Origin of the sequence: Pedobacter sp. GR22-6, from assembly GCF_037402555.1 — a bacterium.
Classification (GTDB): Bacteria; Bacteroidota; Bacteroidia; order Sphingobacteriales; family Sphingobacteriaceae; genus Pedobacter.
In genome coordinates this window covers 723914-747705 of record NZ_JBBEUC010000002.1, presented here as the reverse complement: position 1 = coordinate 747705, position 23792 = coordinate 723914, and the positions used below count along the sequence as shown (strand labels likewise).

Sequence of the window (23792 nt, the reverse complement as noted above, 5' to 3'; positions counted from 1 at the left end):
AGAACATAATCATGATAGGAATTGTAAACTACGGTGCAGGCAACATCTTCTCGCTGACTTCAGCGCTGGACAGGTTGAAACTGCCTTATGGGATGGTGAACACCGAAGCCGACCTGGACAATTACACCCACATCATCATTCCCGGGGTGGGCCATGCCGGGGCGGCGATGGACAAGCTGGAGCAGACCGGATTGGTAGGGCCGATCAAGGCACTGAAGAAACCGGTACTAGGCATTTGTGTGGGTATGCAGCTCCTCACGGAGCATTCTGAAGAAGGCGATGCGGAGATGATTGGCATCGTACCCGTCAAAACCCGCTTATTCGATAAGGCTCAGGGAGTTAAAATCCCGCACATGGGATGGAATAATATCAGCCACAAAAACAATTTATTATTTGAAGGTGTTGAAAATGGGGCACAATTTTACTTCGTGCATTCGTACTTTATTGAATATAACCCTATTTTTGACATCGCAACTGCGGAGTACGGTCTGCCCTTCTCTGCGGGGGTGCAAAAGGATAATTTCTATGGCGTGCAATTTCATCCGGAAAAATCCGGTGCCGCCGGCGAACGTTTATTAAAGAATTTTTCAAACTTAAAACAGTAAAATGTACATAATTCCAGCAATTGACATTCTAGATGGAAAAGTGGTTCGCCTGAGAGAAGGCGACTACGACCAGAAAACGGTATACGATGTTTCCATCGCCGAAATGATCGAAACTTATAGGTCTAACGGTACAGAATTCATACATATTATTGATTTGAACGGCGCTAAAGGTGATTTCAGTAACCAGGCCGCACTGTTTGACATCATCAAGAAAACCGACATGCGTGTGCAATATGGTGGCGGAATCCGTACCATTGAGCAGGTGACCAGCCTCCTAGACGCTGGGATCCACCGGGTGATCGTGGGCACACAGGCCATCACCAATCCGGATTTCCTGAAAGAGCTGAGCACAGAAGTGGGCAAGAAATACGACTATGCCAACCGCATCGTGATTGCGATCGATGTATTGGATGAGGTGATCAAATACTCCGGATGGATGGAAAGTTCGCCAATCAAACTGATGGACTATGTGGACAAATGCCTGCAACTGGGCTTTTTCCGCTTCCTGTGTACCGACATCAACAAAGATGGTAAACTTGGCGGCGCGGCGATTGACCTGTATAAAAAACTATTGGAGCACAGTCCGTTCATTAAACTGATTGCTTCCGGTGGGGTAAGTTCCATGCAGGATATTGAAGAACTGGATCAGCTGGACATCCGTTCTGTAGTGGTGGGCAAAGCGATTTACGAGAACCGCATCACCATAGAGCAGATCAAAGAATGGAACCTGAAGCAAATGACTTCGCTGTAAGGGCATGCTGAGTAAAAGAATCATTCCCTGTCTGGATGTGAAAGACGGAAGGACGGTAAAGGGAGTCAACTTTGTAGACCTGAAGGATGCCGGAGATCCGGTAGAACTGGCCTGGCAATATGCGCAACAGGGTGCCGATGAGCTGGTCTTTCTGGACATTACGGCCACGCATGAACGCAGGGGAACGACCATAGAAATGGTGAAATCTGTAGCCCGTCAACTGAACATTCCTTTTACCATAGGCGGCGGGATCACTTCCGTAGCCGATGCGGAAGCTTTATTGAACTCCGGCGCAGACAAGATCTCCATCAACTCTGCAGCTGTTCGCAATCCTGCGCTGATCGAAGATCTGGCAAAGGCATTTGGGGTACAGTTTGTGGTCCTTGCAGTAGATACCAAACTGGTAGAAGGCCGCAATATGGTGCATTTGAACGGAGGCAGGTTGATCACTGAGCTGGAAACAGAAGACTGGATTGTTCGTGTGGAAGGTTTGGGCGCCGGTGAGATTTTGCTGACTTCCATGGACCATGATGGTACGAAGAACGGATTTGATTGTGGTTTGCTGGATAAAGTGGCTGGCTCGATCAACATTCCCGTGATCGCCTCAGGCGGTGCAGGGAAAGTGGAACATTTTACAGAGGTATTTTTGGAGACGGGTGTAGATGCGGCTTTGGCTGCATCGGTATTCCATTTTGGCGAGATTCCTATTCCGTATTTGAAAGAAGAATTGCGGAGGCAGGGTGTGCCTGTGAGGTTGTAGTTCAGTTTCCTAGGGCCGCGTCGTCATTGCAAAGGTATAGTTGTCGTTGGAAAAGTGTAGCCGTCATTGCAAAGGGATGGTAGTCATCGCAAAGGGATGGTCGTCATTGCGAAGGTTAGGTCGTCATTGCGAGGTACGAAGCAATCTTATGCGGAGATTGCTTCGTACCTCGCAATGACGGGAAAGGAACAAGACGGATGAGTACACATAACAAGTGAATAGTGGGCGATTAGATTAAAGAATTAAAATGAACATAGATTTTGAAAAAACACAGGGCCTGGTCCCTGTCATTATACAGGATGTACAGAGCCTTGAGGTTTTGATGCTGGGCTACATGAATGAAGAAGCCTGGACCAAAACACAGGCTGAAGGAAAGGTAACTTTCTTTTCGCGCTCCAAGAACCGGCTCTGGACTAAAGGTGAGGAAAGCGGAAATTTTCTATACGTGAAAGAAACGCACATCGACTGCGATAAGGATACCATCCTGATCAAGGCAAGTCCGGTGGGTCCTACCTGTCATACCGGCTCTCGCAGCTGTTTTAACACCAATTACAACCAAAACTTCATCTTCCAGTTGGAGCAGATCATAGAAGAACGCTATGCGAACCCTTCGGAGGCCTCTTATGTGAACAAGCTTCGCCAGAAAGGACTGAATAAGATCGCACAGAAAGTGGGTGAAGAAGGGGTAGAAACGGTGATCGCGGCATTGGCTGAAACGGATGTAGACTTTGTGAACGAGAGTTCTGACCTGATCTTCCACTTATTGGTATTGCTGAGGGAAAAAGGGAAAACCCTTGCGGACATTGGCCTTAACCTGGAAGGCAGACACAGCAAATCATGAAATTAACGCATTTACATACACTGAGCGGACACCAGAACCCGGTTTATGCCCTGGCCAATTCGACCCAAACGGGTTTGTTTTATAGTGCGGGAAACGATAAGGGTGTAGTGGAATGGTCGCTGGATACCATGGCCTTCGTGAAGGTTTTGGTACCGGTTCAGAGCTCGGTGTATGCGATGCACATCTATGGCGAACGGCTCATCATCGCCCAGCGCAGTGGTGTGATCCTGGTGTTTGATCTTTCAGAACAGCGGGTGATTGCCCAGCTCGCCTTCCATCAGAAAGGGGTCTTCGACCTGAAGACCATTGCCCATAAAGAAGAGCTGCTGAGCACTGGTGAGGATGGTCAGGTAGCGGTCTGGTCTTTAAAGGATTTCTCTTTACTGTATCATTTCCCGGTGCTGGAAAATACGGTGCGGGTGATTGCCATCAGCAAGGATGAAAAGGAAGTGGCGCTGGGCTGTAAAGATGGCCTGATCCGCATTTACAATTCCGACGACTATGGCCTGCTGCGCGTTTTAGAAGGGCATAAATTTGCAGTCACGGCGCTGCAGTACAGTCCTGAAGGAAGCCGACTCATCTCAGGAAGCAGGGATGCGCAGCTGAAGATCTGGGGCTTGCCGGATTATGAATTGGTCAACAATATACCGGCACATATGTTTAGCGTATATGCTGTGGCCTTCCACCCTACTGAGCCTTATTTTGCCACCTGCAGCCAGGACAAAAGCATCAAGCTCTGGGGCGCGTCAGATTATAAACTGTATAAAATCTTGAGTCTGGAGAAGCAGACTGAAGGGCACCGGCATTCGGTTAATAAATTACTTTGGAGCCCTGACGGCAGGTATCTGATCTCTACTGGTGACGACAGGCAAGTAATGGTCTGGGGCTTTGAAGCCTGAGCTTTCTACTTTCCAAACTTCCTTGGGAAATAGGCCAGCGTAAGCATGAAATACTGCTGCAATACATTGACAGTTCCGGTGCTGGTACTGTTGTCGCCTGAGTAATTGATCACGCTTTTGTTTTGTCTCAGCAAGTCTAGAGCCGAGAATTTCAGTTCCGCGTTGTTGCCCTTCATGAACCGACAGCCCACATTGGCATTCCAGATGGTAAAATTAACAGGTTCTGCAAAAGAGGATATACTCTTATTATAGGTGATGTTGCTGCTGACATAGATTTTCCTGGGAAGATTGACTCCTGCTGCAAAATTAGTGCTCCAATTTCTGTTGTTGAAATCCTCTGCATTTTTACGACTGCTGCTATAAGTGTAAAGACCCTGGGTCATACTCAGCCTCAAAGCATCTTTCATGCTGTAATTCAAAGAAAGGGAGTGCGTACTGTATACATTAGAAGAGAGAAAAGCTTCACCATTGATGAATAGCGGGTTACGTGAGTAATTGAAGAAATTCATCAGCTGCAGCTGAATCTGATGGTTTTTAAGCTTGAAAGCTTTGTCCAGATGATGGTTGAAATCCAGCTCCCGGTGACCAAATGCGTTCACATAGTAGTGCACATTTCTGCCCAGTGCGTCGTAATTGTTGCTATCTGCAATGTAATTGCGGATATTCTTTAGTTTCAACCCCATTCGCCAGTTAAAAGTATTTGTACCAACACCGGAACGACTGAAATTGAAGCCAAGTTCATGGCTGTAGGTAGATTTGAGGTTAGGATTACCAAGATTTAGAAAATATACATTGGAGCTATCTACCAAAGGAGCAATCTGCCCCAGCCCGGGGAATCCGTTGGATGTGAAATAGCTGATACTGTAACTACTGATATAGACGCCTGACTGCTCATAATCGTACCTGATGCTGGCCGAGGGTAAAATATTATTGTAAGACCGGTCGATCCGCTGAAAGGCTTTATCGGAACGATTGCTCTGATTGAAGTAGCGGGTTTCCACCGTTGCATTCAACCGGAGGTTTTTTCGGTAACGATTGTCCAGATTCTTCGAAAAATTGCGGCTTAGGCTTAGGCCGGGACGCGCATCCATGGTTCGGTAAGTATTGTTATTACTCAAAAAGGAATTGACCACGTTTTGGCCATTGGCGTCATTCAGGTCGGTAACCAGGTCGCTGCCTTTAGCCTGATGCCAACTTAGCGAATTTCTGAACTCAAGCCTGGACCGAGGGTTTTCCATCCACAAAGCTAGGAGGTTTGACGTACTGAACCTGGAGCTGTGGGTAACCCTATTATAGTCACTCAGGTATTCCCGATTGAAATACTGATCGCTCTGCGGATTGGTGACAGAGCGGAAATCTGTAGTCCGCCAACTGTTGTTGTGACCGTTTTCTTCATTGAAGTCATAATCGATGTTGAAGCTTAAAGATTTTTTCTTTGATTTATCATACATCCAGTGGCTGGCATAAGTAGCCTTCAGGTTTCTTGCGTTTTGCAGGTTATCGAAACGTTGTTCCGCCTGGTTCCGGCTTTCTTCCTGCGTCGTTGTATTGATGCTGTGCTGATTCTGTGTATTCAACCCCTGAGTGCTGTTGCTTCGGAGGCTATAATCGGCCCTGAAATCCGTGTTTTCACTTTTATAATCGAAGCTTCCTGTAGAACGATGGCTGATGCCGTCATTTTTGGATGTGCCTTTATTATCTCTCAACAACTGTTGATCTCCAGTGAGCGAAACAAGGGTAGACAAATTCTCAATCGTCTCTTGCCTGGTGTCCACGGGCATGTAATCAGCCTTCAGGATTTTATTCCTATTATTCTGCGGTGTAGTGAGGCCTAGAAAATCGTGTTGCAGCGTAAGTCCAGCCGAATGAAAAACATTGAGGCCCTGCCGTCTGAAATCCGGCTGGTAGTTCTGATCGATACCTTCCCCCTTGAAAGAGCTGTAATTCATAAGGGTATTGATGTCGCTGGCCGTTTTGTTGACATTATTGGAACTACCAACGACGCTGAGCTGGGTTTTAGTACTGAATTTGCTTAGCATTCCATCAGTAGCATAACGGTCGTCGGTCCCATATCCCCCTCCTATTTTGCCGAAGAAGCCAGATTGTTTGTCTTTTTTAAGCACGATGTTCATGGTTGCCGGGGGGGCTTCATCAGTCTTTTTTTCTTCCTGATACACCTGGATTTTTTCGATGGCAGTGACACTGATATTTTGGAGTGCGACTTTAGAATCGCCCCCAAAGAACTCCTTGCCATTGACTTTTAAGCTGGAAACCTGCTTTCCATTTACGGTGATTTTCCCATCTGCCCATAAAGTAATGGCCTTTACCTTACGAAGGGCGTCTTCTGCCACGGCAATATTGGTGTCCAGTCCCAGGGCATCCACAAACACCTCCAGTGTATCGCCATTCATCTGCATAGGAGGCCTGCCTACAATAGCGACCTCTTTCAGTTGATTGTCGGCCCGCAGCACATTAAAAGTCTTGAAGTCGACCTTTTTAGATTCTGCTGAAATGATAAATTCGTGAGTATAGGGCTTATATCCTACATAAGTGACCACTGCTTTTAGCTTCATGGCTATTGGCAGTTCCGTCACGCTGAACCGTCCAAAATTATTGGTCAGCTGGAAATTGATCAGGTGATCGTCCGCAGCGCGGTAGATGGACACCGTAGCCGACTGCATGACGTAATTGTGTACAGAATCTCTTACGAGGCCAGTGACAATGCCTACATGGATAGAATCTTTTTTTTGTGCATTGCTGCGCTCGGAAAAAAATAGAAATGCTGTAAAAAGCAGGAGCAGCTGAAAATATCTGGTCAAAATGGAGCGCGGTTAGCTTATAAAACTTGTTTTGGTTTGACTTGGATAATTACAGGATTATCTTTTCTGGAGCCTTTTGTAAAATACTCCTGCAAATGCGGAGGATACTTGATGTTTTTGTCTTTATGCTCTTCCAGAGCTTTGAACATGTCCAAAGAAGAAAAATCACTGTAGACATACTTTCCATCACTGGTGAAGAAACTATTATTGGCAAAATCCAGTCCTTCCCACAGGGGCAGGAAATAATTACTGTCATCTGGGCTAATCCTTTCGTAAGAAATCAGTGTGCCGGACTTCAGGTTGTAAATTAGATTTTCGTCTTTATTTGCTACATCAGAAGTATGGGTTTTAAATATCAGGTTATTTCCCAGTTCAAAGTAACTCCCGATGGCGTAGATCAACTTTTTGTGCTCCTGCACATACTTAATATGACGGTCGGCAAACTCCTTACCATAGAGATAATCGGCTGGCAGGCTCTGCTGCATTGGAAAATAAAGCGATACCTTAATTTGACCACCTGAGGAGAGACTTCATACATGAGATAGTCCGGAGCAGTCACGAGCAAGAAGGTATCATCTTTTCCTGCATGGGGCAGCAGACCAGCCGTATTTGCACTGTAAATATCGCTATTAGTCTTTAATCCGACTGTGTTGTAGGGTATTCCTTCTGCAGAAACCTGTTCCATCAATCCTTTGCCGTACTGGACGAGATAATTGATTTTTGTACTGTCTTTGGGCTGGTCATTGCTGTAATCCTCTATATCCAGAATTGCATCTTTTCCAACAAAACGATAGTCGTTCCAGTAGTACAATCCTTTGCCTTTTATTGGAACTTCAGAAAGCAGTTTCGCATTGAAATCATAGTAAAGATAACCACCAGGTCCATTTCGCTTCACCACCAATTGCCGGGTCCATTTGTTCAAATGAAAGGCCTGTAACCTTTTCCCGTCATTCAGCTGATAACTACCTCCATCTATCTTCGCATGAAATTTACCGTTCTTTTTAAAGAACAAAATGCAGTTGGTCGTTTCGTCCCTGATCACAAAATAGTCATCTGTGACCTCCAGCTGGTCGATTCTCCCAAAAGTGCTTTCTCTGGTACTTTCTAATGGAATATAGTTGAGCTCTTCGAAAACGTCTGAGGCATTCCCACCAATAGCATGGCTGGGGTCTATCCGCAGCGTATCGATTTTGGAACTGTCTACAGGGATAATTTTTTGTGCATGGAGCATAGTTGTACTGAGCAGGGCAGCCCAGAAGAGCATTATAGGTTTGATCATTTGGCTAAAACGTTTGTTTAAAGATAAGAAAGAATTTGATATGATCACCTAAATTCTATGAATCTAGAGGAAGTAATTAAGTATAGCGCTTAATAATTCTCAATTTGTGTGTGTACTTTCCCAAATCAGCATTGTAAATACCCTGGCTGTCGAGCTTGTCTATGCGAACTTTTCCAGAGGCATGGATGATCTCCGTACTGTTCAGCATGATGCCTACATGGGTGATCCGGCCTTCCTCATTGTCGAAAAAAGCCACATCACCGGGCTGTACTTCCTGCAGAAAATCCACAGTTTCGCCTTGCTCAGCCTGCTGCCAGGCATCCCGCTTTAAAGAGATCCCATTGAGCTTAAAGACAATCTGCGTGAAGCCCGAACAATCCATACCAAAAAGGTTTTTTCCGCCCCAGAGATAAGCCGTATTCTGAAAAAACTGAGCCATCCCGATGATGTCCTTCTGCATTGTTGCGGAAACCTGCAGCGGTTCGAAATTGACTTTGAACATTTCTTCCCCGATCTGGCAAAAGCCGTCTTTGTAAAAGGGAAGCGGAGTACCCGGGGAAAGCAGATACGGATGGCCATTCTGATCCGTTACAGTGGTACCGTAGCCCGCAGGCACCAGGTAAAGATCCTGCTGTGCCCGGAGGTAAACTTCATGGTTGACCGGCGCCAGCTGTTTGAAATCTACCCATCCTTCATACCCGTCGCCGGCATTGCGGACCTGCCACCACTTCTCCGTTTTTTGGAGGACTTCAATCGGCTCGCCGAAAAGCAATTGGGTACTGATTTCGGCCTTGTCAGATGGCTCTGCCCTCAAAGGGGCAACGGGAACTTTGCAGATGGCGTATTGTGCTTCCATAGTTTAAATGAACGCATAAAAATAAACTTTTATGTACTTAAATTGTTATTTTTATGTACAAACCTTAATCTATAAGCAGATGAACCTCAAGAAAATCCTGATCGCGGTAGACAATAGTACCTGTTCGGAAAAAGCAGCTAAAGTAGGCTATGAAGTGGCCAGAACTTTCGGTGCTGAAGTGGCATTGGTCAATATCATAGAGCCTGTTCCGGCAAATGTAAATCCGGACCTTACGCTGGCCCCGGTATTTTTAGATACTTACGACAACAGTGAAGAGAACAGCCACTTGCTGCTGAAAGAGATCGAATCTAAATATGGCAATGGAATCCCGACCACTTACCTGAGCGTGATCGACAGTGCTGCACATGGGATCATCCAGCAGTCTGATGAATATGGCTCTGACTTGATTGTGATTGGCACTTATGGCCGTACGGGCCTTTATCATTTCCTGATGGGCAGTGTGGCCGAGCATGTGGCGAGAAAATCGGCTTGTCCGGTTTTGATCGTGCCCAATAAATATGAAGATAAAGATTGATTATAAATAAAAAAAAGGACGTCTGGTGCAGACGTCCTTTTCTGTATAAGGTTGAAAAGTACTAGTTTTCCTGGTGTAACCAGGCTTTTTTAGCCAGTAATTCTTCTTCTGTTTCGCGGATGTCTTCGTCGTCCACGCAGCAGTCTACCGGACAAACGGCAGCACATTGAGGCTCATCGTGGAAACCCTTACACTCCGTACACTTATCCGATACTATATAATATACTTCGTCTGAAACAGCCTCCATAGAAGCCTCAGAATCTATCTGTTTGTCACCGAAATCGATGATCCCATGTAAATTGGTACCATCAGAAAATCTCCAGGCGGTGCCTGCGTCATAAATTGCATTATTAGGGCATTCAGGCTCACATGCTCCACAGTTAATGCATTCATCTGTTATTTTAATCGCCATGTCTTCGTCTAAATCTATTTGCTAAGATTACCTTTGTAACGCAAATATAACACTTAAACTTTAAAATTGTTGAAATTATGCCAATGCTTACCGCCGAAAAACTAATTATTGCATTCAGAAAACTTGGAGACTTTATGGCCAGTCCAGATGAGGACTTCAAAAACCTGATGCTTTCGGCACAGGGCCGCAACGCCTGGTTCACACCGGAAGAAGTAGAAAAAGCGCTATACTCCCTGCAAAGCATGTTGGCTGAGGCAGATTTACAGCAATGGTTTGCAGACATCCGCGTAAGCGAAAACCCTAAAAAGGTGGGATTGATCCTTGCCGGAAACATTCCCATGGTGGGCTTTCATGATGTACTTTCAGTTCTGGCTACCGGAAATATTGCATTAATCAAACTTTCCTCTTCGGATGATAAACTGCTGCCTGCCCTGCTGGCCAGGCTCATTGCGATTGAGCCCCTGCTGGCCGAGCATATTGTATATGTAGAGCGATTGAAAGATTTTGATGCGGTAATTGCTACAGGCAGCAACAATACTTCGAGGTATTTCGACTACTACTTCGGCAAGGTTCCAAACATCATCCGCAGGAACAGGAACAGCGTTGCAGTGCTAACAGGAAAGGAAAGTGTGGAGGAGATCAGTGCATTGGGCCATGATATTTTTGATTACTTCGGGCTGGGCTGCAGAAATGTTTCCAAAATTTATATCCCTGAGGACTATGAGATCAGGCATTTCTTTGAACCACTGGAAGTGTATAAAGAGATCATCAACCACTTTAAATACAACAACAATTACGACTACAACAAATCAATTTACCTGGTGAACAGCGCCGCACATTACGACAATGGATTTTTATTGCTGAAAGAGGATGCAGGTCTGTCTTCCCCCCTTGCGGTCCTTTATTATGAGCGCTATCAGGACCTGGATGCCTTGAAAGAAGAACTGGCTGCCATGGAAGCGCAGATCCAATGTGTGGTCAGTATTGCAGATTTGAAATTGGATAGTCCGGTACTGGCTTTAGGAGCGAGTCAGCAGCCTAAGCTCTGGGACTATGCAGACAAAGTAAATACGATTGAGTTTTTGAACGGATTAAGATAGGGAAACCGGAGGGAGATTAGTTGATCCCGCATTTAATGGCTATATTCAACTGCTAATAGGTTGGAATGAAGTCTGCGATTGATTACCTCTTTTTCTTGTTTCTGGCTGTATTTACTTTACTGTCGGGCAGAGCCATTTCCCAGACCTGTAAGGGCGCGCTCGGGGACCCAATCATCAATATTGATTTCGGAAGGGGATCTGCTTCGCGTGGGCCCAGCCTGGGAAACGCCACAGGTTACAACTACACGACAGGAAATGTAAGTGACGGTTCTTATACCCTTGCAAAAAGTACCGCTGGTTTGAACAACGGTTGGTATACGCTATTCAACCACACACCTGACGACCCTAATGGCTATATGATGGTGGTCAATTCGGATCCCAATCCGGGCGTATTCTACGAATCTGACGTCGCCATTGAGCTCTGCCAGAATACCACTTATGAATTTGCAGCATGGGTGGCCAATATGCTGCGTTACTCCGGACTGAAACCTAACATCACCTTCGTCATCCTGGACGAAAACAACCAGGAACTGCAAAGTTACAATACAGGGGACATCCCCGATGAAAATCCCAGCTGGAAACAATATGGCTTCCTGTTTAGTACAACGACAGTGAGCCGGGTGAAGATCAGGATGATCAATAACGTAAGGAATGCCTCCGGCGCGGGTGGAAATGACGTTGTGCTGGACGACATCACCTTCAGGGCATGCGGCCCGGATGTAACAGCCACCATCAACGGCGAAGCCAAACAAATGGAAGACATTTGTATCGGCGATTCCGAACACTACGACTTCTCTGCCATCGTGAGTCCGGGTGTGTACAACAGTCCGGAATTCATGTGGCAGAAAAAACGTGATGATGGCGCCTGGGAAGACTTGCCCGGAGAACGTACGCAGCACCTGGGGGTCGATTTCGACAATGCGCAAGAGGGTTTGTACCAGTATCGATTGCTGGTAGCTGAAAATGGCAACATCAACACCCGCTGCAGAACGGCAAGCTCCCCTTTTACCATTCGCGTGAATGCGCCTCCACAGGCAATCGGCAATGGCCCATTGAGCATATGCCGTGGTTTCCCAATCAATTTAAACGTAAGTGCTGCGCTCAGGTATGAATGGACGGGCCCCAATGGCTTCAGTTCTAATGAGCAGTCGCCCCGCATCTCCAGCGCAACAACAGTGATGGCCGGTACCTATTCGGTCACCCTTTGGAACGCAGCCGGCTGTAGCGCTACGACATCGGTAATAGTAAGTATCGTGGAGCCGACAACAGCGGCAATAGTGCCCATCATGCCCATCTGTGAAGGCGCTTCAATAGTCCTGCAGGCCAGCGGAGGGCCGACCTATAGTTGGTCGCCGGCTACGGGTTTGTCTGCAACGGATATTCCGAATCCCATTGCGCGTCCGACCCGTACCACCTTATATACGGTACGCGTCTCCAATGGATCCTGTGAGACGACAGCACAGGTAAATGTGGTGGTACTTCGAAAGCCTACTGCAAATGCGGGAAGCGATAAAAAGATCCTGGAGGGGGAAAGTGTAGTATTGAACGGGACTTCCGGTGGGGATGGCACGGTATTGAGCTGGTCGCCGGCAGAGGGCTTGAGCAATCCGGGGATTTTGAATCCTGTCGCCTCGCCAAAAAAAGACATGACCTATACCCTCAGTGTTTCTTCTGTATGTGGTGTAGTGACTGACCAGGTATTTGTGCGGGTGTACCAAACGGTAAAAATCCCAAATGTATTCAGTCCCAATAGCGATGGACTGAACGACACCTGGAAGATCGGCGCCATTGAGAGCTATGAGCAACCTATTGTGCGGGTGATGAACCGTTCCGGCGAACTCGTTTTTGAAAGCACTGGCTATGACCAGGACTGGGACGGCAAACAGGGGGGTAAAGACTTGCCGGTAGGTGTCTACTACTATGTGATCCGACTGGCAGAAGACCTGAAACCACAAACAGGCTCAGTCACCATCCTCAGATAAATGAATCACATGGTACATTTCTCAATTTGAAATACTATTTTTGACCTGATGTATGTTATTAAAGTAAAAGGCATTGCCAAAATCCCGGATTATGTACAGCTGAGGGACGAGAAGTTTACACTTCTGGCCTACTTCCGGGTAGACCGGCCCGATAAATCACTGGATAAACTTGGGCTTGGGGAAAAGCTGCCTCTGATTATGGATTACATAAGGGAACTGCCTTTTGGGCAGATCGGTAAAATAGATATTTAAAGATGACAGGAAACGCAGTTATAAATTTAAGCAGTGTAGATGTATTTCAACAGAAACACCTGGTATTGTCCAATGTGAACCTGAATGTGGATAAGGGTGAATTTGTGTTTTTAATCGGCCAGACAGGCTCTGGTAAAAGCAGCTTGCTTAAGATCATTTATGGAGACCTTCATATTGGCAATGGAAATGGCCTTGTGGCTGGATTTGACCTGAAAAACCTGGCGATCAAAGATGTGCCTTTCCTGCGCAGAAAACTGGGCATCGTGTTCCAGGATTTCCAGTTGCTGACAGACCGGACGGTGGAGAAAAACCTGGAATTTGTGTTGAAAGCAACAGGCTGGAGCGATAAAGCACTGATCGATGAACGCATTAAAGATGTATTGGAAAAAGTAGGTCTGCGTTCTAAAATCAGGAAGATGCCTCATGAGCTTTCGGGTGGTGAGCAGCAACGCGTAGTGATTGCAAGGGCTTTATTGAACAATCCGGAAATCATCCTTGCGGATGAACCAACCGGTAACCTTGACCCGGACACTTCCGAAGAGATCGTACTCTTACTGAAACAGATCAGTCAGGGCGGAACGGCAGTGCTGATGGCCACGCACGATTACCACATCATCCGTACTTTCCCTTCCAGGATCATCAAATGTGAAGGCGGTATCGTACATGAGGATGCCCAAATTGTATAAAGTAAAAAATCTGACAAAACATTCCTTTTCAGTCATTCTGGTCAGTTGACTACACATAAAACTGACAGCATGACCGATATATTCTATTGGCAAAACTTTTGAGTTTACCACCAAAATTCTACTATACCATGTTTAGCAAGAAGAAAAAAGACATTAACGAAGAACCGATTGTGGAAAATAACACTGAAGAGCAGTTAAATACTGAGATCCCTGCTGATGAGACTGCAGCGACTGAGACTGAAAGCGTAGAGCTTTCAGCTGAAGAAAAATTAAAAGAGGAAAATGCAGCATTGAACGATAAATACCTGCGCTTGTTTGCTGAGTTTGACAATTATAAACGTCGCACACAAAAGGAACGTGTAGAGCTTTTACAAACTGCAGGTAAAGATGTGATTGTTTCCCTGCTGGCTGTGTTGGATGATTTTGACCGGGCAAATAAGGCTATGGAAAATGCAACGGACATTAATCCGATCCGTGAAGGAATTGCACTGGTGCACCATAAACTGAAAAATTTACTGGCCCAGAAAGGTCTGAAAGAGATGGAAAGTATCAACACTGTTTTTGATACTGACAACCATGAGGCCATCACAAAAATACCTGCACCGAACGAAGATTTAAAAGGAAAAGTAATAGATGAACTGGAAAAAGGTTACACTTTAAATGATAAAGTGATCCGTTTTGCCAAAGTTGTAGTGGGCAGTTAAGATTATGAGCAAGAGAGATTATTATGATGTACTTGGTGTCACCAAAAGCGCATCTGCCGAAGAGATAAAAAAGGCTTACCGTAAAATGGCCATCAAATATCACCCGGATAAAAATCCAGGGGATAAACAGGCTGAAGATAATTTTAAGGAAGCAGCCGAAGCTTATGAAATATTGAGCAATCCGGAAAAGAAGCAGCGGTATGACCATTACGGACATGCTGGTGTAGGCGGTGCATCCGGTGGTGGATATGGCGGTGGCGGCATGAACATGGATGATATCTTTAGTCAGTTCGGCGACATCTTCGGCGGCGGCGGTGGTAGTCCCTTCGAAAGCTTCTTTGGCGGCGGCGGGCAACAGTCACGCGGCGGCCGCAGGGTAGCTAAAGGAACCAATCTGCGCATCAAGGTAAAATTGACACTTGAAGAGATCGCCAACGGTACAGAGAAAAAAATAAAAGTAAATAAGCAGATTACCTGCAAAACCTGCGATGGCTCAGGAGCAAAAGACCGTTCTTCGGTCAGCACCTGTAAGACTTGTGGTGGCAGCGGAGCAGTACGCAGGGTAACCAATACCATCCTGGGTCAGATGCAGACGACCTCTACCTGCCCTACCTGTAATGGAAGCGGACAGCAGATCACTGCGAAATGTAACTCCTGCCACGGTGAAGGTATTGTACGCGGTGAAGAAACCATCACCATCAACATCCCTGCTGGTGTGAGCGATGGTATGCAGCTGAGCATGAGCGGAAAAGGTAATGCAGCCCCTAATGGTGGCATTCCGGGCGACCTGATCATCCTGATTGAGGAAGTCCCTCATGAGACCTTAAAACGTGAAGGCAATAACGTAGTTTACGACTTACATGTTTCTATTGTGGATGCAGCATTGGGCTACAGCGTAGAAGTACCTACTATAGATGGTAAGGCGAAGATCAAGATCGAACCAGGTACGCAGAGCGGAAAATTACTGCGCCTGAAAGGTAAAGGTATTCCGGAAGTGAACTCTTACCACAGAGGTGACGAGATCATCCACGTGAACATCTGGACACCTAAAGCGCTGAGTTCTGAAGAGCGGAACATCCTGGAGAAATTGAGGGATTCCCCAAACTTCAAACCTCAACCTGGTAAAAATGACAAAAGCTTCTTCGAGAAGATGAAAGAGTATTTCGAATAAATAATAATTAATTTTTATTAAAAGCTGCCCTATGGGTGGCTTTTTTTATGCAACAAAATTGAGAAACGGATGTTGTTAGGGAAATATGGACAAACTACAACGCAGCATTTACGTTCTGCTCTTCTTTTTTCTCAGCTTTGCGGGCTTGTATTTTTCAGCCGAATTTCTGATCCCTGTAGCCCTGGCAGCTGTATTTTCTATGCTGTTCATCAGGCTTTGCAACTGGCTCGAACAACACCGGATCAAAAGAGGCCTGGCCTCGCTGATCTGCATTCTTCTTTTTGTTTCGGCCATAGGCCTGATTGTCTTCCTGCTGTCCTGGCAACTCAGCGGACTTGCCGAAAATCTGGATGCCATGAAAGAAAGGCTGACCTCTCTGCTGAGCAACCTTCAAAACTGGCTGAAGGAACAGGTAGGTATCAGTGCCGTTCAGCAGAAGAAAATAGTTGAAGAACAAAGCAAGGGCGCTGGTGGGGGTGCGGGAAGCATGCTGGCGAGCTTTGCAGGTGGAATAATGGGGATCCTGGTCAATACGGTATTGGTGCTCGTATACATGTTCCTATTCCTGCTCTACCGCTCACACATCAAAAAATTCATCCTGAAACTAGTGCCTGGAGGTGAAAAAACTGAAGCGGACCATGTGGTACATAAAGCAGGAAAAGTTGCCCAACAATATTTAAGCGGACTGGCAGCCATGATTGCAGTATTGTGGGTCATGTACGGAATTGGCTTTAGCCTTGTCGGTGTGGAGAGTGCCATATTCTTTGCCGTGTTATGTGGCATCCTGGAAATCATTCCTTTTGTAGGCAACCTGACCGGGACTTCCATTACTGTTCTGGCTGTTCTTGCACAAGGTGGCGATAGTAAAATGCTCATTGGCGTGCTGGTCACGTATATGCTGGTCCAATTCATTCAGACCTATATATTGGAACCATTGATCGTGGGGGAGCAAGTCAACATCAATCCCCTCTTTACCATCCTGGTCATCGTCCTTGGAGAAATGGTATGGGGAATTGCGGGAATGATCCTGGCAATCCCACTTCTGGGCATAGTAAAGATTATTTGTGACCATGTACCGGAGCTTCAAGCCTACGGATTTCTTATTGGTCCTGAGAAGAAAAGCATCAAAAAAACGGGAGTCATAGATAAAATAAAGGGACTGTTCAGTTAATATAAAATAACACCTATATTTTAATAGATTTGCGTCACCAACCAAACCAATATGAAAGTAGCTGTCATTGACTTGGGTACGAATACGTTCCACCTCATTATCGCGGAAATCTCACCTGAAAAAAAACTGAACATCATTTATAAGACCAACGAGCCTGTGCGGTTGGGACAAAGTTCCATCAATGAAAACATCATTATACCAGAGGCTTTCGAGCGGGGGATCAATACGCTTAAAAAATTCAGGCAAGAGATTGACAAGCATGAGATTTCGGTAATCAGGGCCATTGCCACTTCAGCCGTACGCTCTGCCCGTAATGGGGCTGACTTCGTGAGCTCGGCCAAGGAAGAAGCTGGAATTGACATTACTGTCATCAATGGAGATCAGGAAGCCGAATACATTTACGAGGGCGTGTGTGCCAGCGGAGCGATCAAAGGCAGTTCACTGATTATGGACATCGGCGGGGGCAGCACGGAATTCATCTTATGCAACCAGCACATGTCTATATGGAAAAAGAGTTACGATATTGGAGCAGCCCGATTGATGCAGGCATTTTTTCATTCTGATCCTTTAAATAACGAAGATAAAAAGGCCATCATCAATCACCTCAACGAAAGCATAGATGAACTAAAGACGGCTTGTTCGATTTATAAACCCACACACCTTATTGGTTCCGCAGGGGCATTCGAAACCTTTGCAGGTTTAATCCTTAAGGGACAAAATGTAAAGGAAATGAAAAGTGTGGAAATCCCCATCGATGAGTACCGAATTCTTTCTGAACAATTGATTGCGTCCACCCATGAGGAGCGGGAGCAGATTCCCGACCTGATCAAGCTTAGGGTCGACATGATCGTAATTGCCGCAATACTGACGGATTATGTGATCAAAAACTGTGGCATCAGGGAATTGAGCTTATCTACCTACGACCTGAAAATGGGTGTCTTGCAGTGCTTAAAACGTAGATAAGGCTTTATAGAGCTTTTCCGTAGGAAGTCCCATCACGTTGGTATAGGAACCTATGATTTTCTCCACTGCAATGAATCCGATCCAATCCTGGATTCCGTAAGCACCTGCCTTATCAAATGGGTTGTAGTTGTTTACGTAATGCCCGATTTCTTCGGTAGTTATTGCATTGAAAAAGACTTCTGTGACATCAAAGAATGAATGAACCTTTTCCCCTAAGGAAAGGCTCACACCCGTATATACCTGGTGGTTGGTGCCCGATAACTTACTGAGCATTTCAATTGCATGGGTAGCGTCTTCCGGTTTGCCCAGGATTTCATTTTTATAGGCAACTATCGTATCTGCAGTGATCACGATGTGATCCTGACGCTCCTGGGAAAAGGCAGCAGCTTTTTTTTCCGCAATGTAGACCGCTACTTCGGCAGGAAGTAATTGCTCCGGATAGCTTTCATCGACATCCTTTAATACGACTTTAAAGTCGAGCCCCATCAATTTCATGAGTTCATGTCTGCGGGGGGATTTAGAAGCCAATAAAATGGGAAGTTTTTGTTTATACATCCTGCAAAAATAATAAAAGCGGCCCATAGCCGCTCCTATTATTTAAAATGGTTTGTATTGGTTATGGTTTTGGCGCACCTGGTCCGCCCTGACCTCTACCTTCCATTCTTTTTTTCATTAGCTCTTTACGCTCTTCTTTCCAGGTAGCAAAAGCTTTTTTCTGATCATCGTTTAACAAAGCAGTCACTTTAGTATCCGTAGCTTCATTTGCTTTGGCCATAGCAGCCGTCATTGCAGCACGGTCGCCTTTGGCTTCTTCACGAAGTTTCGCCATGCTTGTACCTTGTTCAAGATAAATTGCAGATACCTTGGCTTTTTGATCGTCAGACAATTTCAATTTCTCAGCTAACTGCTCGGTCTGTCTTTTTGCCCGCTCTTCAGGAGTTCCCATTCCACGACCACCTTGCCTTTGACCTTGTCCTTCTTGTGCCTGTGCAAACGTTACTACACTGAATAACAATCCGCAGATAATCAATAATTTTTTCATAATTCTTTTTGCTGTTTTGTATGGATTAGAGGCCAAACAGCTAGAGAGGTTTAAACCGCGAAAGGTAACAAACCTGTTGCAGTAAATAGATTATTTACCTGAATCCACCGCAGAAGGGGCTTCATCGAACCATTGATGTTGTACCCTGAGTACTTTTTCGATAATGTCACGTACCGCTGTTTTACCACCAGTGTAGGGCGATATGTACTGAGACAGGGCTTTGATTTCAGGTACCGCATCAGCAGGACAGGTAGGCAGGCCAACCAACTGCATGACTTTGAGATCCGGAATGTCATCCCCCATATAGAGCACCTGCTCAGCGGAAATCTGATGTTTAGCGAGTAAGGAATTGAAAACAGCGACTTTATCTCCTACGCCAAGGTGAATTTCCTGGATTCCCAAGCCCTCAAAACGCTTTTGCATGGCTATACCTTTTCCACCTGAGATGATACAGATCAGGTATCCGCGCTTTACTGCAAGTTGCAGTGCGTAGCCATCTTTGATATTAAAAGTCCGCAGAAACTCGCCGCTATCAGACGCAATGATGTCTCCATTGGTCAATACACCATCCACGTCAAAGATGAGCGTGGTGATTTCTTTAAGTTTCTGCAGGAACATTGTACTTAATCCTGGTTATCTCTCCATTCGTAAACCCAGGCAGACTGGATTTGCTCGAGGTGACCTTCGTTACTTTCTTCTCTGGTTCCCTTAAAATTAGGCAAACTCAGTACCCATTCTACCAATTCGGTAAATCTGATGCGATAGATTTTCGCCTCATTAAAATCATCGCCAAATTTCTCATAAAGTTCCTGGGCAATGTCTTCGTGATCATTCCAGTGAATTGGCAATGCAAATTTATCTTGTATCATGCTGTCGTTTAATTGATTATTAATGGCCTAAAAACTCAGATTGGTCGGGAATGGTCACCTCGATATCCCCATCGATTACTACACACTGACATCCTAGTCTGGAAGTAATTTTCGGACTAACTGCCCTGTCAATGAAATCTTCCTCTTTATCTGAAATCTCCTGGATATTATCCATTCCTTTGAGTACATACACATGGCAGGTACTGCATCCGCATACCCCACCGCAATTGTGCTGTAATTCTATTCCGTGATCCATGCAAGCATCTAATACCGACTCTCCTCCAACTATAGGAAGTTCAATCGACTCTTTCCCTTGCTCTTCAAAATTTATCTTTAACTTAAAAATACTCATAATTATCTCCAAAAATAAGCAGCAAAATTGGCAATCATGCTATGAATGCGTTTTTTTAATGCTATTACTTAATGTCTCATAAATTCCCTGCAACTCCGGCGTCAATGTCAGCAAGTCCAGGTGATTCATCATGGTTTGCTGATCTCCCCTGACAGCTGGCCCTGTTTGCACATTTACAGGTTCTGCCGACTGTACCTTTAATGCTGTTTCCAGGATCAAAGGCCTTAACATTTCAAATTCAAGGCCATGGTGTTCCACTAAATCGGCGCTCAGGGTGTAAAGCTGATTTACAAAATTGCAGGCAAATACCGCAGCAAGATGCAAAACCCTTCGCTTTTCGCTATCTGCCTCGTACACCCGATGACTCAATTGATCTGCTATTGATTTCAAATCCGAAAATACGGCCTGGTTTCCGGCCTCTATAAAAAGTGGAACATTCGAAAAGTCAATGGCCCTGGATTTCGAGAAGGTTTGCAAGGGGTAAAGCACTCCGTACCGTTTACAGTTCTTCAATACCTGGATATCTGTGGCACCAGAGGTATGGAGCACAAGACCAGCAACATCTTCCAGAGACTGGACAATTTCTGTTATTGCATCATCTTTAACAGCAATGACATAGAGGTCTGCATCTCTTCTAATCAAGCTGAGGTCAGCTATAGCCTGGGCAGCTGTTTTCTGTGCCAGTAATTCCGCGTGACTTAGATCTCTACTAAATACCTGCACGACATTTATGCCCCTGGCATTGAAAGCCTGTGCCATATGTGTGGCCACATTTCCAGAACCTATGCAAACAATCTTCATTTAAACAGTCTTGATTTCTTTTTGCCTTCTGAATATGGAAATCAAAAATCCGATCACCATCACAATGGTTCCCAACCAATACAGGTTGATATAAGGAAACTCAATGGATTTGAATACGACCCAGTCCTTAGCCTGCTGAGGTTTTTCATAGACCTGTAATTCCATTTTCCCCTGATCAGGCAGTACCTTGGTAAACCTAAGCCTCAAACCTAACTCATCGATATTGCGTGCAAAATCAAAAATGTTATTTCCTTTGATCAGGAAAATGGGTTCTGCCTTGTAAATTTTTCCGCTAACTTCTATTTCTACAGGGAGTCCGACTGCAAGATCACCTTTCGCCAGCACCAGGTCTTTGGCTGCTGGTTTAGGATTTATTGCCTTTACGGTAAGTACCCCGCTACTCGTATGCAAAGTATCACCCACACTTACATTAACGATACGCGGCGCCTTATAATTCTCCTCTTCCGAATGTCCCTCATGATCGGCATGGTCCTGTTCTTCCTTTGCAGGTGCACTGGTAATGTGGGTATAAATATCGTAGGTTAAATAGTGTTTGGTATCCGGAGAGGCAATGAGCCCCATTTTCTCATTGGATTGAATGTGCGGATTCAGCTCGAAATCTTCTTTTACCTTACCTGTTTCGTCAATGACTTTGAAATTCAGTTTAAAGAAGGTGTTAGGTGCAACGGTTGTATCACTGATGTAAGTGACGGTATAGCGGCCCATTTTTTTAGGTTCATTCTTGTAAAGTACAATGTTCTCACCCGGCTTGTCTGCTTTCTCAAAATCCTTAACAGGTATAAAGTTAGAGGTATTGATAGATATTGGTTTATTTGTAGCAGCAGCAACCAGGGCACCAAGCAGCAGCACTGCAAAGCCGATATGCGCAACTGCTGCGCCCACCAGTTTACGCTTGCCACCGAAAGCCAGGCCAATGATCCTCGCGTTACAGAGGACGGCAAAAACACAACTGAAGGTCAGTAAAATGTACATCAGGTTGTTATAAACCTCAGTAACATAAACAAACCCGGCAGTGATCAGCAATGCAAATAAAACAGAAGCAATCAGGCTGCTATAAAATTTGCGCAGATCTGTACGCTTATACTTCATGTACTGTGTAAAGCCTGAGATAATGGTTACTAAAATGGCAAATGGCGCCTGAACCTTATTGTAGTGCTTGATTGCATCTAATGGAGGTGCAAAATTGGTTCCGAATGCAGCGTTAAAAACGGGAACTGAAGTAGAAAAGATGATCTGGATGCAGGCAATGGTGATCACTAAAGCACCAATGAACATCCAAAACTCCCTCGAATAGGTTTCTTCATCTTTATTCGTAATGGGTAATTCCTTCCATCTAATGACCAACAAAACTATGGGTAATACCAGGAAAACTACGTTGTAAGCGATCAGATGACCAAACATACCTAAATCCGTAAAAGCATGTACGGAGGTTTCCCCAAGAATACCACTACGGGTTAGAAATGAAGCATACAGTACAAGAATGAAGCTTAAAAAAACAAGCATGATGGCCGTAAAAAAAGCGTGCCCTGTATTTTTAAAGGCAATCATGACGTGGAGCCCCGCAACTAAGGTCAGCCATGGAATGATCGATGCATTCTCCACCGGATCCCAGGCCCAGAATCCACCAAAGTTCAAGGCCTCATAAGCCCAGAATGAACCCATAATGATACCTGTACCCAAAATCATTACAGCAAATAGTACCCATGGAAGCGCAGGCTTTACCCAGTCCTTATATTTCTTTTGCCAAAGACCGGCAATGCCATATGCAAAAGGCACAATCATGCTGGCAAAACCGAGAAACAGCGTAGGCGGATGAATGACCATCCAGTAATTCTGCAATAATGGATTCAATCCGCGCCCATCGGTAATGAAGCGCAGGTAATTTCTAAAATTTTCAGGATCAGCAAATACCACTGGTGCCATCTCTTTCAGGTTGAGGGCCTCGCGCAGTAATATAAAAGGTGAACTACCAATCCGTTCGCCAAACAGCTCTACCCCCAACAACATGGAAGTCAGGAACGCTTGTGAAAAGGCAACAACCGTCATCACCCCATTTTCCCAGGTTTTGGCCTTCCAGATCAATATACCTCCAAGCAGCGACTGCCAGAATGCCCATAGCCAGAAACTTCCCTCCTGCCCTTCCCAAAAAGCAGAAACGATGTAATAAACAGGAAGTTCTTTGGATGAGTGTGAATAGACGTAGTAATATTCGTTATTGTGGTTCAGGATCAGGTAAAAAAGCGTTGCACCGATACCAATGACACTGGCCCAGTTGATCAGAAAAGAAATACGACCTAATTTTGTCCAGGACTGATCTGAAGTATCTTTGTTGCGCGTAGCGAAGAAATAAGAAATGCTGGATAATAATGATGCCCCAAACGCTAAAACAATAAAAAATTGGCCGATTTTACCCGGAAGGAGGTGCTCTCCAATAAATTGTATGTCCATTAAGATTATTTGTATTTTTTCACTGTGCCGTCCTGCTTCACTTCTACAAGGTCATTGTTGTATTTGGATGGACACTTCATCAGGATCTTTGATGCATAGAAAGTGCCTTCTTTCATTTCGCCTATTAATACCAGTTTCTCTGAGCGCTCAAAATCCTGGGGTTTGGTGCCGTTGTAGACCACCTTGCTCAGCACGCCATCCTGATCTTTCATAAAAAATGAAAAGTGGTTGGCATCTTTTTGCGCGTCATAATACATACCTTTTGCCTTTTCCCAATAGCCCATCACGTGAAACTCGCGTGGATTTTTAGCAGCTTCAGTAAACGTAGAATAGCTATTGGTATCGGCGCTCAGACTCACTAAGAATCCCACACACAAGGCTATTGTAATTAAACCGATAATTGCACTTTTTCTCATAATGGAACTTAAAATTAAAAAGGAACCCCACAAAGATAAAAAATATAAGTACCTGTA

27 protein-coding genes are annotated in these 23792 nt (G+C 45.2%); 14 read left to right on the top strand and 13 right to left on the bottom strand.

Annotated features, from left to right (window positions below):
- The first annotated feature begins 11 nt into the window (after nucleotides 1–11).
- The 5 genes from hisH (at nucleotide 12) to WAE59_RS10735 (ending at nucleotide 3856) form a co-directional block, all read left to right on the top strand.
- Nucleotides 12–605, top strand: coding sequence for an imidazole glycerol phosphate synthase subunit HisH (hisH, locus tag WAE59_RS10755; protein WP_337855962.1), 594 nt, complete (start codon nucleotides 12–14; stop codon nucleotides 603–605).
- 1 nt (nucleotide 606) lies between these two features.
- Nucleotides 607–1356, top strand: coding sequence for a 1-(5-phosphoribosyl)-5-[(5-phosphoribosylamino)methylideneamino]imidazole-4-carboxamide isomerase (gene hisA / locus WAE59_RS10750; protein ID WP_337855961.1), 750 nt, complete (start codon nucleotides 607–609; stop codon nucleotides 1354–1356).
- Between the two features lie 4 nt (nucleotides 1357–1360).
- Nucleotides 1361–2116: an imidazole glycerol phosphate synthase subunit HisF gene (hisF, locus tag WAE59_RS10745; RefSeq protein ID WP_337855960.1), complete on the top strand. Its 756-nt coding sequence runs from the start codon at nucleotides 1361–1363 to the stop codon at nucleotides 2114–2116.
- A gap of 247 nt (nucleotides 2117–2363) precedes the next feature.
- A complete protein-coding gene (gene hisIE / locus WAE59_RS10740) occupies nucleotides 2364–2957 on the top strand; it encodes a bifunctional phosphoribosyl-AMP cyclohydrolase/phosphoribosyl-ATP diphosphatase HisIE (protein WP_337855959.1) in 594 nt (197 codons plus the stop codon).
- Nucleotides 2954–3856 (top strand): WD40 repeat domain-containing protein, encoded by a 903-nt coding sequence (locus WAE59_RS10735; RefSeq protein WP_337855958.1) that lies wholly within the window; start codon nucleotides 2954–2956, stop codon nucleotides 3854–3856. The genes hisIE and WAE59_RS10735 overlap by 4 nt, the downstream gene beginning before the upstream one ends.
- A gap of 5 nt (nucleotides 3857–3861) precedes the next feature.
- Here WAE59_RS10735 and WAE59_RS10730 read toward each other — a convergent pair whose 3' ends face one another.
- From WAE59_RS10730 to WAE59_RS10715, 4 genes are all read right to left on the bottom strand, one after another.
- Complete coding sequence (locus WAE59_RS10730; RefSeq protein ID WP_337855957.1) at nucleotides 3862–6675, bottom strand: TonB-dependent receptor; 2814 nt, start codon at nucleotides 6673–6675, stop codon at nucleotides 3862–3864.
- 17 nt (nucleotides 6676–6692) lie between these two features.
- Nucleotides 6693–7094 carry a hypothetical protein gene (locus WAE59_RS10725; RefSeq protein WP_337855956.1) on the bottom strand — a complete coding sequence of 134 codons (402 nt, stop codon included), beginning with the start codon at nucleotides 7092–7094 and terminating at the stop codon, nucleotides 6693–6695.
- Nucleotides 7073–7954 carry a 6-bladed beta-propeller gene (locus tag WAE59_RS10720; protein ID WP_337855955.1) on the bottom strand — a complete coding sequence of 294 codons (882 nt, stop codon included), beginning with the start codon at nucleotides 7952–7954 and terminating at the stop codon, nucleotides 7073–7075. The genes WAE59_RS10725 and WAE59_RS10720 overlap by 22 nt, the downstream gene beginning before the upstream one ends.
- 76 nt (nucleotides 7955–8030) lie before the next feature.
- The gene (locus tag WAE59_RS10715) at nucleotides 8031–8810 is read right to left on the bottom strand and encodes a C40 family peptidase (protein ID WP_337855954.1); all 780 of its coding nucleotides are present in this window, start codon (nucleotides 8808–8810) and stop codon (nucleotides 8031–8033) included.
- 79 nt (nucleotides 8811–8889) lie between these two features.
- On the opposite strand from WAE59_RS10715, the gene WAE59_RS10710 reads away from it, so the two are divergent.
- Complete coding sequence (locus tag WAE59_RS10710; protein WP_337855953.1) at nucleotides 8890–9345, top strand: universal stress protein; 456 nt, start codon at nucleotides 8890–8892, stop codon at nucleotides 9343–9345.
- A 61-nt stretch (nucleotides 9346–9406) separates the two neighbouring features.
- Here the strand turns inward: WAE59_RS10710 and WAE59_RS10705 are convergent, their stop codons facing one another.
- Nucleotides 9407–9757 carry a 4Fe-4S dicluster domain-containing protein gene (locus WAE59_RS10705; RefSeq protein ID WP_337855952.1) on the bottom strand — a complete coding sequence of 117 codons (351 nt, stop codon included), beginning with the start codon at nucleotides 9755–9757 and terminating at the stop codon, nucleotides 9407–9409.
- 77 nt (nucleotides 9758–9834) lie between these two features.
- Here WAE59_RS10705 and WAE59_RS10700 point away from each other — a divergent pair, with 77 nt between their 5' ends.
- From WAE59_RS10700 to WAE59_RS10665, 8 genes are all read left to right on the top strand, one after another.
- Nucleotides 9835–10857, top strand: coding sequence for an acyl-CoA reductase (locus WAE59_RS10700; RefSeq protein WP_337855951.1), 1023 nt, complete (start codon nucleotides 9835–9837; stop codon nucleotides 10855–10857).
- Between the two features lie 65 nt (nucleotides 10858–10922).
- Entirely contained in the window at nucleotides 10923–12839 is a 1917-nt protein-coding gene (locus WAE59_RS10695; protein ID WP_337855950.1) for a gliding motility-associated C-terminal domain-containing protein, read from the top strand.
- 48 nt (nucleotides 12840–12887) lie between these two features.
- Nucleotides 12888–13091 carry a fructose-6-phosphate aldolase gene (locus WAE59_RS10690; RefSeq protein WP_337855949.1) on the top strand — a complete coding sequence of 68 codons (204 nt, stop codon included), beginning with the start codon at nucleotides 12888–12890 and terminating at the stop codon, nucleotides 13089–13091.
- A gap of 2 nt (nucleotides 13092–13093) precedes the next feature.
- A complete protein-coding gene (locus tag WAE59_RS10685) occupies nucleotides 13094–13777 on the top strand; it encodes a cell division ATP-binding protein FtsE (protein ID WP_337855948.1) in 684 nt (227 codons plus the stop codon).
- Between the two features lie 128 nt (nucleotides 13778–13905).
- Nucleotides 13906–14481 carry a nucleotide exchange factor GrpE gene (locus WAE59_RS10680; protein ID WP_337856552.1) on the top strand — a complete coding sequence of 192 codons (576 nt, stop codon included), beginning with the start codon at nucleotides 13906–13908 and terminating at the stop codon, nucleotides 14479–14481.
- Between the two features lie 4 nt (nucleotides 14482–14485).
- A complete protein-coding gene (gene dnaJ, locus WAE59_RS10675) occupies nucleotides 14486–15652 on the top strand; it encodes a molecular chaperone DnaJ (RefSeq protein WP_337855947.1) in 1167 nt (388 codons plus the stop codon).
- Nucleotides 15653–15737: 85 nt separating this feature from the next.
- Nucleotides 15738–16823 (top strand): AI-2E family transporter, encoded by a 1086-nt coding sequence (locus WAE59_RS10670; RefSeq protein ID WP_337855946.1) that lies wholly within the window; start codon nucleotides 15738–15740, stop codon nucleotides 16821–16823.
- 51 nt (nucleotides 16824–16874) lie between these two features.
- Nucleotides 16875–17786, top strand: coding sequence for a Ppx/GppA phosphatase family protein (locus tag WAE59_RS10665; protein ID WP_337855945.1), 912 nt, complete (start codon nucleotides 16875–16877; stop codon nucleotides 17784–17786).
- Here the strand turns inward: WAE59_RS10665 and WAE59_RS10660 are convergent.
- From WAE59_RS10660 to WAE59_RS10625, 8 genes are all read right to left on the bottom strand, one after another.
- The gene (locus tag WAE59_RS10660; RefSeq protein ID WP_337855944.1) at nucleotides 17772–18341 is read right to left on the bottom strand and encodes a Maf family protein; all 570 of its coding nucleotides are present in this window, start codon (nucleotides 18339–18341) and stop codon (nucleotides 17772–17774) included. The genes WAE59_RS10665 and WAE59_RS10660 overlap by 15 nt on opposite strands.
- 61 nt (nucleotides 18342–18402) lie before the next feature.
- On the bottom strand, nucleotides 18403–18828 hold the full coding sequence (locus tag WAE59_RS10655; protein ID WP_337855943.1) for a hypothetical protein: 426 nt from the start codon (nucleotides 18826–18828) through the stop codon (nucleotides 18403–18405).
- 90 nt (nucleotides 18829–18918) lie between these two features.
- Nucleotides 18919–19446: a KdsC family phosphatase gene (locus tag WAE59_RS10650; RefSeq protein WP_337855942.1), complete on the bottom strand. Its 528-nt coding sequence runs from the start codon at nucleotides 19444–19446 to the stop codon at nucleotides 18919–18921.
- Nucleotides 19447–19451: 5 nt separating this feature from the next.
- Nucleotides 19452–19697, bottom strand: coding sequence for a Fe-S cluster assembly protein IscX (iscX, locus tag WAE59_RS10645; protein ID WP_337855941.1), 246 nt, complete (start codon nucleotides 19695–19697; stop codon nucleotides 19452–19454).
- A 19-nt stretch (nucleotides 19698–19716) separates the two neighbouring features.
- Nucleotides 19717–20049 carry a 2Fe-2S iron-sulfur cluster-binding protein gene (locus tag WAE59_RS10640; RefSeq protein WP_337855940.1) on the bottom strand — a complete coding sequence of 111 codons (333 nt, stop codon included), beginning with the start codon at nucleotides 20047–20049 and terminating at the stop codon, nucleotides 19717–19719.
- Nucleotides 20050–20088: 39 nt separating this feature from the next.
- Nucleotides 20089–20850: a Rossmann-like and DUF2520 domain-containing protein gene (locus WAE59_RS10635; RefSeq protein WP_337855939.1), complete on the bottom strand. Its 762-nt coding sequence runs from the start codon at nucleotides 20848–20850 to the stop codon at nucleotides 20089–20091.
- On the bottom strand, nucleotides 20851–23319 hold the full coding sequence (ccsA, locus tag WAE59_RS10630) for a cytochrome c biogenesis protein CcsA (RefSeq protein ID WP_337855938.1): 2469 nt from the start codon (nucleotides 23317–23319) through the stop codon (nucleotides 20851–20853).
- 5 nt (nucleotides 23320–23324) lie between these two features.
- The gene (locus WAE59_RS10625) at nucleotides 23325–23735 is read right to left on the bottom strand and encodes a cytochrome c maturation protein CcmE domain-containing protein (RefSeq protein WP_337855937.1); all 411 of its coding nucleotides are present in this window, start codon (nucleotides 23733–23735) and stop codon (nucleotides 23325–23327) included.
- Nucleotides 23736–23792: the final 57 nt, after the last annotated feature.